Here is a 2376-nt window from a genome sequence, read left to right as displayed (position 1 = left end):
TTTAGGTCTAAGTATGGGTTGCTCAAGAATCTGATTAATAGTCTGCCATGTCGTCGAGTCACCAATTCCAGTTTGGTTAATTCCTACAATAGCTTGAAATGTTTTTATTGCTGCGATAGTCCCCTGACCAAGAGATCCATCTTCTACTAATGGCTGACCAGCAGGACTTTTGATTTTTAGGCGATTGAGAGATTTTTGTAATTCCAGCACATTATCGTCAGAGGAAGATTTAGTAGTGGGTGGCTCTTCTCCTGTTAATCCTTTAACAATTGCATTAGCCAATGCTTCTGGATCGTAGAGTGCCATATCTTTCTGGGAATCACAAAAGCAGCTTTCTATCAGAATTGCTGGCATATTGGTATATCGAAGGACATATAAATGAGAGCCATTTTTTACCTTTCTATTGAAGTAACCCAACTCGACTATTTTTTCTAAAACTGGCTGGGCAATTTTTTTGGCAGTATCACTAATCGCAAATACTTCTACCCCATTAGCTTGACCATTAAACCCATTAAAATGAATTGAAACAAACTGATCAACTCGATTAGCATTGGCAATATTGCACCGTTGCCGCAGCGAGCTGCCCAAAGTACTCGCACTCTTAGGCTTGCATTCAACTACCTGATGTCCCAAGTCTCTCAATTTGGAAATTACTCTCGTTCCCACGTCTCTAGTCATTTCATCTTCTACTCTGATACCTTGAGCTCCTGTATCAGGGGGCAAGTTGTGACCAATATCAATTCCGTATTTCATGAAACCTTATGAATCTCTCTAATTAGCCCTTTTATCCAATTCTCTTCTATGTTAGTGGATGTCAGCCAAGGGTGCTTAACAAAATTTAAGAAACTGCTGCTAAATGGACAACTTACACTGAACACTTGTTTTGTTTCTAAATTGATCCGGATCAAGAAACGTTAAAGAATAACATAAGCATATGCGCTACGCGCACGCTGCGCGAACAGCTATCAGCTATGAGCTATCAGCTATCAGCGATAAGCATATGCGCTACGCGCACGCTGCGCGAACAGCTTATGTGCTACGCACACGCTACGCGAACAGCGATAAGCTCATGGGTTACAGATGGTGCTAGTTGAGGTGCTTTTAAATAAAACAAACCATTTGTTTAATCTAAGTTAGGTTACGGTGTCGTTCGCACAGCGTGGCCAAACGCGCCCCGCGTGGCCCAAAGGCCAAGGCCAAAGCCTGTGCCAAGGCTGACCACTGACCGCTGACCGCTGAGCGCTGAACTTTAACTTGAAGCTTGAGCACAGCATAAAGTAATGGGTAATAGGAAATTGGCTTACAATTCCCTATTACCCATTAGCTTGTCCTAAATTACCAACTAACTATGTTGTAGCCTTCTTTTGCTGTAGCCTTTTTTTCGGGTTGTTGATAGTAAACACCAGGCTTTGAGATGGCTACAATGCTACAATTTAACGGTCACTGTCTTAACCTCGGTGTATTGCTGCAAGCCATACTCCCCAAGTTCACGACCAATGCCAGACTGCTTGAAACCACCGAAGGGAGCAGCGGCATCAAAAACATCGTAGCAATTCACCCAGACAGTACCAGCACGGACATTGTTTGCGATCGCATGAGCTTTAGTAATATCCTTTGTCCATACAGCTGCGGCTAAGCCATACATAGTATTATTTGCCCGCTGAACCACTTCATCAATATCTTTGAACTTAATAATGCTCATCACTGGTCCAAAGATTTCTTCTTGGGCAATCTTCATCTGATCTTGGACATCAACAAACACTGTCGGTTCGATGAAGTAACCGCGATCGCCAACTCGACCACCACCACACAACATCTGAGCTCCTTCCTGCTGACCAGACTCAATATAGCTCATCACCTTATTGAACTGTTCGAGATCCACTTGGGGTCCCTGTTCTGTGTTAGCATCAAACGGGTCACCAACTGTGCGATTTTGCGCCCGTTTCACACACTTGTCTACAAACTCGTCATAGCACTTTTCTTCCACAAACAGCCGGGAACCAGCACAACAGCACTGTCCTTGGTTAAAGAACAGGGCAAAGTGAGCGCCCTCAATGGTTTTATCCATGTCAGCGTCAGCAAAGACAATGTTAGGACTCTTACCACCAAGTTCTAGAGTGACCCGCTTGAGGTTACTCTTAGCAGCAGCTTCCATAATTAGATGCCCTACCTCAGTGGAACCGGTAAAGGCAACTTTATCGATATCCATATGATGTGAGATCGCAGCCCCAGCGGTTGGTCCATAGCCTGAAAGAAGATTCACCACACCAGGAGGGAAACCTGCTTCCAGAATCAGTTCACCGATCCGCAACGCTGATAAAGGAGTCTGTTCCGCCGTTTTCATCACCACGGTGTTACCAGCTGCCAATGCTGGGC

The 2376-nt window shown here is 44.5% G+C and carries 4 protein-coding genes; 1 reads left to right on the top strand and 3 read right to left on the bottom strand.

Annotated elements, in window-relative coordinates; translation table 11 throughout:
• The coding region (locus F6K49_RS41795) for an N-acetylmuramoyl-L-alanine amidase (protein ID WP_293107133.1) at positions 1-753 on the bottom strand (753 nt) is incomplete at its 3' end.
• Positions 754-934: 181 nt separating this feature from the next.
• Here F6K49_RS41795 and F6K49_RS41790 point away from each other — a divergent pair.
• Positions 935-1090 carry a hypothetical protein gene (locus F6K49_RS41790; RefSeq protein WP_293064305.1) on the top strand — a complete coding sequence of 52 codons (156 nt, stop codon included), beginning with the start codon at positions 935-937 and terminating at the stop codon, positions 1088-1090.
• A 38-nt stretch (positions 1091-1128) separates the two neighbouring features.
• Here F6K49_RS41790 and F6K49_RS41785 read toward each other — a convergent pair whose 3' ends face one another.
• Together F6K49_RS41785 and F6K49_RS41780 are read right to left on the bottom strand one after the other, a co-directional pair.
• Positions 1129-1269 (bottom strand): hypothetical protein, encoded by a 141-nt coding sequence (locus F6K49_RS41785; RefSeq protein ID WP_293064302.1) that lies wholly within the window; start codon positions 1267-1269, stop codon positions 1129-1131.
• 157 nt (positions 1270-1426) lie between these two features.
• The coding region (locus F6K49_RS41780; RefSeq protein ID WP_293107130.1) for an aldehyde dehydrogenase family protein at positions 1427-2376 on the bottom strand (950 nt) is incomplete at its 5' end.

The sequence above is a fragment of the Moorena sp. SIO3I6 genome (assembly GCF_010672095.1).
This window is presented reverse-complemented; position numbering and strand designations above follow the sequence as displayed.

What these genes read in the sequence shown, in the direction of transcription:
- F6K49_RS41790 (WP_293064305.1), top strand. Translation starts at nt 935, where the DNA reads ATGCGCTACGCGCACGCTGCGCGAACAGCTATCAGCTATGAGCTATCA.